Genomic DNA, 6852 nt, shown 5'->3' on the forward strand with positions numbered 1-6852 from the left:
GTGCGAACCGCATCCCCGCCACGGCTCGCTCCTCGCCCTCGTTCCGCGGCGCGCATCCCCACGGCCTGTCTCTTCGCCCGGCCACGCGGCCGGGCACCGGCCCAGCGGGCGTCCACTATGCGACGGCCCAATATGTGACGGAAAGTAATCACGGTCGGCTACCGCCATGGCACCAGGACAGTGTCGGGACACCTGGCCCGCCCGGACGGCGTCCGAACGGCTTGTCTGTCCGCAAAGCGACACCGGATGGGCACAACCCCTATCTCAAACCCCGCGACAGCAGCATTATCGTCAGAGCGTGACGGCCAACACATCTTCGGCGCTGTTCACTGGATCCACCGGAGTAGGCACCCCGCCGCCGGGCCCGTACCACCACGGGCAGCCACATCATCACGAGCAGCGCAGGTGACCGCGATGACGGCACGTCAGGCACGGCCCGACAGGCGGACGTCCGCCGGCTCCGGCCGGCTCCGCACCCTGCCGGCGGCACGGACAGCGGCACGGACAGTAGCCGCCGCCAGCGGCACTGGGCGTACCCGGACGGGCGGTCGCCGGGCCGGCGACGGGTACCGATGACCCCCCGCCGGCCCGACGGAGCGCTCGAGGTGACCGGCGCCGGCCAGCCGCTCGCGGCCCTGTCACCGTGGCCGGTCCCACGCCCGGTCACCGGCGTGGCCACCGGGACGGCCATCGGCCCGACGCCCGGTCCAGCCGCCCCGCGGCACCGCGGCCGGTGACCATGGCGAACACGGCCCAGGAGCGGATCGACCGGACCCTGGCCGCGCTGTCGGAGGCGGTCGCGTCCCAGGCGGCCGCCCTGATAGCCCTGGAGAACGCTCCCGAGCGGGCCCTGCTCGTCCCGGACCGGCTCACCGGCGGCACCCGCCGGCGGGCAACGACCGCGTTGAACACGTTGGCCGATGCCTGGCACTGGTACGGCATCCTCAACGATCTTGTCGGACGGGCACGCGCCCTGCGCGGCGACAGGGCCCGGCTGGACGCCCGCACCATCGACGAGCTGGACGCGCTGCTGCACGGCCCGATGCCGCGGCGGGGCGTGCGCCCGGCGGAGCTGGCCAGCCGTACCGACGCGGCGCTACGGACCGTACGCACCTGCGTCGACGAGATCACAGCCGCCTGGAACACCCACCTGGCCGCCGTGGGCGCGGCCGAACAGCGGATCGCCGCCGCCGCCGCGACCGCCGCCCGGCTGCGCCTGGACGACGACGCGGGCCTGGCCATCGCCCGCCGTCTGCTGGCCGAGTTCGCCGAACAGGCCGCCACCGATCCGCTCTCGCTGCCCGAGAGCCTGTCCGCGCGGCTGGCGGCGGCGGTCGCGGCGGCCGGTGCCGGGCTGGACGAGCTGGCCAGGCGGCACGACACCCTGCCCCAGGCACTGCGGGAGGCCCACCAGCTGCTGGCCGGCATCGTCGCCCTCATCGAGCGGGCCGCGGCGGACGCCGACCGGGCCCATGGCCGCGTCCTGCCACCAGGAAGGTCCCTGACCCGCCTGCCCGACGGCGTGCTCGACGACGAGCGTCACGGCCTGCGGACCTGGCTCGAGCGGCTGGCCGCGGCGGCGTCGGCGGGCCGTTGGAAGGAGGCGAGCCGAGGCCTCGACCGCTGGCGGGAGCTCGCGGAGGCCACCGCGATCTCCGCCCGCCGGGTCGCCGAGGCCAACGCGGCCATGCTGCGCACCCGCGACGACCTACGCGGGCTGCTGGCCGGCTGGCAGGCCAAGGCGGCCGGACGCGGTGTCGCCGAGGAGCCGGAACTCACCAGCCTGTACCAGCAGGCCCGGTCGGTGCTGTACACGGCACCGACCGATCTCGACCGGGCCGCCGCGCTGGTGCATGCCTTCGGCGCGGCGGTCGACCGCCGCGGCGCGCCGCATCCGGGGCCGGCCCCGGGGCCGCATCCGGGGCCGGCGCCAGAGCCGGGGCCAGGACCGGGAGCAGGACCGGAGCCGAGAGCGGGGCCAGGACCGGGCGCGGGCCCGGGGCCAGAGCCAGGGCTGGGAGCAGGGCCAGGAGCAGAGCCGGGAGCAGAGCCGGGAGCAGACGCCGCGCCGCGCTCACGGCCGGGCGGGCACCCGGGCCGGCCCCGGCACGCAACAGGTCGAGCGGCGCGCGCCCAGCCGGGAAGGATCCTGGCGGCGGTGCCGCCGCGGCACCCTGGTCGATACTGCCGGCATGCCGGCCCGGCCCCGACGGCCTGGCCCCGGTACGTCACCAGGGCGGCGGCGGCAGGCCGCGTCCGCCCGTGGACGTTGGTTCGACCAGGTGATACGCACGTGATCGGCTGTGGGCAGGCCACGGCGGAAGCCACCAAGACCGGGCGGGCCGGCCACGGCCCCGCAGCGGAGAAGGGACGGTACGGAATCGACCAGAACGGGGGTCGCTGCCCGGCGTGCGCGGCTCCGGTACGTCCGGGCGACCGCTTCTGCGAAGCGTGTGGAACGCCGCTGCGGGCCATACCACCGGGGGGTACCGGCGACACCGACCATCGTGAGATCGACCTCGGCCCGATCGCCGGCGTCTGCGACCGAGGGGTACGGCACACCACCAACGAGGACGCGATGGGCGTCCTCGTGGTCGGCTCCACGCTGATCGCGGTGGTCTGCGACGGCGTGTCGAGCACGCCCGGATCCGGGCCGGCCGCCCGCTCGGCGGCCCGGGTGGCGGCGGCGACCGCGGCGGCGGTCCTCGCCCGGCCCGTCACCCGCTCCCACCCCGGGCGGGAGCGGGACGACGTGGAGCACCGCCCCAGCCATGACCGCGGCCGGCCGGCCGGCCCCGACCGGTTCGGCCGCACCGGCTTCGACGAGGACTTCGGCACGGACCGCGACCCACCCGACCATCATGATCGCTACCGCGGCCCCAGCGGCCACGGCGGCCACGGCTACGACCCCGACTGGCCGGACCCGGATCCCCCGACCTGCCCGCCAGGCCCGCTGGGCGGCCCGCTCAGCGAGGAGCCGCCCCCGGGCCGGGCCGAACAGGCGGTACGCGCCGCCGTGGCCGCCGCGCAGGACGAGGTGGCCCGGATGCCCGCCATCGGACGCAGCGCGCCGTCCTGCACGCTGGCCGCGGCGATCATCACACGGGAACGGGACGGCACCGGGCACGTGACCGTCGGTTGGATCGGCGACAGCAGAGTGTATCTGTTCACGACGCGCTGCTTCCAGCGGCTGACCGAGGACGACACCTGGGCGGCCGAGGCCGCCCGCGCCGGGCTGATCCCCGCGTCCGCGGTCGAGACCGACCGGCGGGCCCACACCCTCACCCGCTGGCTCGGGGGCGATGCCGAGGACGTCACCCCGCACGTCCGCGCCTTCCCGCTGCCCGCCTCGGCCACGGTGCTGGTCTGCACCGACGGGCTGTGGAACTACCTCTCCCGCGCCGAGGACATGGCCGCGGTCGTCGGCCAGCTCCCGCCGAACGCCTCACCGATCATGATCGCCCGCCATCTGACCGGGCACGCGATCGACCGCGGTGGCCACGACAACATCACGGTCGTGGTCACGCGGGCCGGCCCGGACCCCATCGACGGGTACGCCGGCCGGCACCCCTCCGGAAGGGAGCAGCGATGACCACGCCGTTCACCGTGGAGGTCTTCCAGAACGAGTATCTGGCCCACGGCCACGGCGAGGTACACGCGGTGGTCACCGTCCGGGGAGCGTACGGCCCGGCCCCGGCAGGCCTGCCGGGCCAGCGCGGCCCGGTGGAGCTCGCCGAGGTCATCATGCTGGACTGCTCCGGCTCCATGGGCAGCCCGCGGACGAAGATCGTCGAAATGCGGCGGGCGGCGGAGGCCGCGGTCGACGCCCTGCCCGACGGCACCTGGTTCGCGATCGTCCGGGGGTCGGGGATCGCCGAGGCCGTCTACCCGGCCGGCCGCGAGCTCGTCCGGGCCGACGAACGGACGCGGGCCGCGGCCAAGGAGCGGATCGGGCTCCTCGACGCCGACGGAGGCACCGCGATCGGCCGCTGGCTCACCCGCGCCCGGGAGCTGATGGCCACCAGGCCGGACGCGATCCACCATGCGATCCTGCTGACCGACGGACGCAACGGCGAGCACGCGGCCGAGTTCGACGAGGCCGTCGCCGCGTGCGTCGGGCGTTTCCAGTGCGACTGCCGGGGCGTGGGGGCGGACTGGCGGGTCGATGAGCTCCGCCACGTCGCGACGGCCCTGCTCGGCACGGTCGACGCGGTCCGGAGCCCGCATGATCTGGCCGCCGACTTCCAAGCCATGATCAGTACCGCGACGAACCGGGCGGTGGACCGCGTCAGCCTACGGGTATGGACGCCGCGTAACTCCGCTGTACGGTTTCTGCGACAGGTCGCACCATTTGTGGCAGATCTCACCAGCAGCGCCACCCGGGTCGACGACCTGACTGTCGACTATCCGACTGGCGCGTGGGGCGCGGAATCCCGCGATTATCACCTATGTGTCACAGTGCCATCACGTATGGATGACATGGAGATGCTGGCCGCCCAGGTCGGCGTGGTCGTGTCCGGCCAGGTGCGCTGCCGCGAGCGCGTCCGCGCGGTCTGGACCAGCGACGCCAGCCTGTCCACCCAGATCGCGCCCGAGGTCGCCCACTACACCGGCCAGGCCGAGCTCGCCCAGGCCATCCAGGAGGGTCTGCGGGCCCGACGCGACGGCGACGAGGCGACCGCTACCATCAAACTTGGTCGAAGTGCACAGTTGGCGCGTCAGTCCGGCAACGAGGGTACATACCACCTACTTCAACACGTGGTCGACATTGAGGACGCAAGCACAGGTACTGTTCGGCTGAAACGGAACGTTGACACCATTGACGAAATGGTCCTTGACACACGGTCGACCAGGACCGTCAGGGTGAACAGGTGATCAGGTGAGCGCACGCTGCCCAGACGGGCACCTGTCTCTGGCTCCCGACTACTGCGATCAATGTGGTATGCGGATTGTAGCCAGTCAGGAGCCCTACGTCATTCATCCCGCGGACGGGACGAGCGGGCCGTCAGGTCGCGGGCGACCGCACCAGCCGGACCACGCCGCCGGGGCCCCCGGGGAGCCGCCCTACGGCCGGCGGCCGGCCGAAGGCGCCGGGCCGCTGCCGGCCGGCCCGGGACAGCCGGGCCCGAGCGCGTCGCTGCCGGGCGACCCGTTCGGACGGGACGGCTATGCCCAGGACGGCTACGACTCCCCCGGTCGCCCCGCCGCCGGCCGCCCCGCCGACGGGTACGGCGCCGATGGATACGGGGCCGGCGGGTACGGGGCCAGCGGGTACGGCCGTGACCCGTACGGCCAGGAGAGATACGCCGCCAGCGGCTATCCGCCCGACCCCTACGCCCCAGGCGGCTACAGCGCGGACAGCTACCCGCCCGACCCCTACCGAGACCCTCGCGGCGAGCCTCCCGACGAGCCGTACCGGGCCGACCTGTGGGGCTACGAGCAGGCCGACCCGTACCGCTCCCCCGCGCCCTCCGCGCCCGGCACGGGCGGTGTCGACGACCCGTACGGCCTCGACCGCGGCGCCGCCGCCCGCCCCTCGACGGGAGCAGCGGCCACCGACTACCACCGGCCCCCGCCGAACCAGGCTGGCTTCGAGCGTCCGGCGCGGGAGGCCGCCCGGGAGCCGATCGACGGCTATGCCGCCTGCCCGAGCTGCCACAACCCGAACGAGGTGGGCGCCCGCTTCTGCGAGGTGTGCGGCTTCGATCTTGTCCTGCTGGAGCATCCCGCGCCCGCCTCGGCGGAGCGTTCCGGCCCCAGCGGGCCACTGCCGGTCCAGACCACCGGCTGGGACGTGGTCGTCGAGGCCGAGCGGGAGTACTACGACAGCGGTGACGATCACCGGGTCCCGTTCCCGACGATCTACCCACGGCGGGTGTTCGCGCTCAACGGCCCCCGGCTGCTGATCGGGCGGCGCAGCGAGTCCCGCGGCATCCATCCGGAGATCGACCTGGCCGGCGCCCCCGAGGACCCGGGCATCTCACGCGCGCACGCCATGCTCGAGCTCCTGCCGGACGGCAGCTACGCCGTGCTCGACCCGGGATCAACGAACGGCACCCGGATCAACGACGAGCCGAACCCGATCCCGCCAGGCCAGCCGGTACCGCTGCGCCACGGCGACCGGGTGTATCTCGGAGCCTGGACCAGAGTCACGATCCGTTCCCGGTAACCGCTGTTCCCGGTAACGACCGTTCCCGGGAGCCACCGCTGGCAGCGGCCACTGGCACCGGCCAGCGGAGAAGATCCGAATGGGTCCGTCGTCCGGTACGCCCACCAGGACGAAAAGCGCACCGGACGACGGACTCACCCGAATCAGGTCTCACGCAGGCCTCGCACGCGGACGCGCGAGCCGACACAACGGCCTGCTCCGGCGGCGACGGCAGCGAGGCCCCGCGCGCGGACGTGCGAGGCTGCCCGCGTGACCCGGCCGCCTGGGGAGTGCCGGCTGCCGGCCGGGCCGGCCGGGTTGGCCGGTATCCCTACGCCAGGTGCCAGCGCTGCCCTTCGGGCGTGTCCTCGACGATGAGGCCACCGGCGGCCAGCCGGGAGCGAATCTCGTCCGCCTCGGTGTAGTCCCGTCGGGCACGCGCGGCCGACCGCAGATCAAGAACGATCTCCATGACGCCGTTGAGCGCCGGCCGCAGCTCGGAACCGGCCGCTGGCCACTGGCTGACCGGGTCGAGCCCGAGAACGACCAGCATCCTGCGCACGACGTCGACCCAACCGGCAAGCTCCCGACGCCGCGCCTTGGACAGCACCTGGTTCCCGCGGCTGACCGCGCTGAAGAGGACAGCCAGCGCCCGGGAGATCGCAAGGTCGTCGTCCAGGGCGGCCGCGAAGGCCCCCCACGCC

At 74.2% G+C, this 6852-nt stretch carries 4 protein-coding genes; 3 read left to right on the forward strand and 1 reads right to left on the reverse strand.

All coding sequences use genetic code 11. The features are described from left to right. The first annotated feature begins 2293 nt into the window (after positions 1 to 2293). The 3 genes from AC5LUJ_RS10695 (at position 2294) to AC5LUJ_RS10705 (ending at position 6169) form a co-directional block, all read left to right on the forward strand. Positions 2294 to 3592 (forward strand): protein phosphatase 2C domain-containing protein, encoded by a 1299-nt coding sequence (locus AC5LUJ_RS10695; RefSeq protein WP_250285433.1) that lies wholly within the window; start codon positions 2294 to 2296, stop codon positions 3590 to 3592. After that, the gene (locus AC5LUJ_RS10700; RefSeq protein WP_493464861.1) at positions 3589 to 4875 is read left to right on the forward strand and encodes a vWA domain-containing protein; all 1287 of its coding nucleotides are present in this window, start codon (positions 3589 to 3591) and stop codon (positions 4873 to 4875) included. Before AC5LUJ_RS10695 ends, AC5LUJ_RS10700 begins: the two co-directional genes overlap by 4 nt. Before the next feature lie 67 nt (positions 4876 to 4942). Continuing rightward, positions 4943 to 6169 (forward strand): FHA domain-containing protein, encoded by a 1227-nt coding sequence (locus AC5LUJ_RS10705; RefSeq protein ID WP_250285430.1) that lies wholly within the window; start codon positions 4943 to 4945, stop codon positions 6167 to 6169. A 310-nt stretch (positions 6170 to 6479) separates the two neighbouring features. Here AC5LUJ_RS10705 and AC5LUJ_RS10710 read toward each other — a convergent pair. Continuing rightward, on the reverse strand, positions 6480 to 6852 hold a 373-nt coding region (locus tag AC5LUJ_RS10710; protein WP_493464862.1), incomplete at its 5' end, for a CysS/YqeB C-terminal domain-containing protein.

It is taken from the genome of Protofrankia sp. CiP1_Cm_nod3, assembly GCF_982290655.1.

What these genes read in the sequence shown, in the direction of transcription:
- AC5LUJ_RS10705 (WP_250285430.1), top strand. Translation starts at nt 4,943, where the DNA reads ATGCGGATTGTAGCCAGTCAGGAGCCCTACGTCATTCATCCCGCGGAC.
- AC5LUJ_RS10700 (WP_493464861.1), top strand. Translation starts at nt 3,589, where the DNA reads ATGACCACGCCGTTCACCGTGGAGGTCTTCCAGAACGAGTATCTGGCC.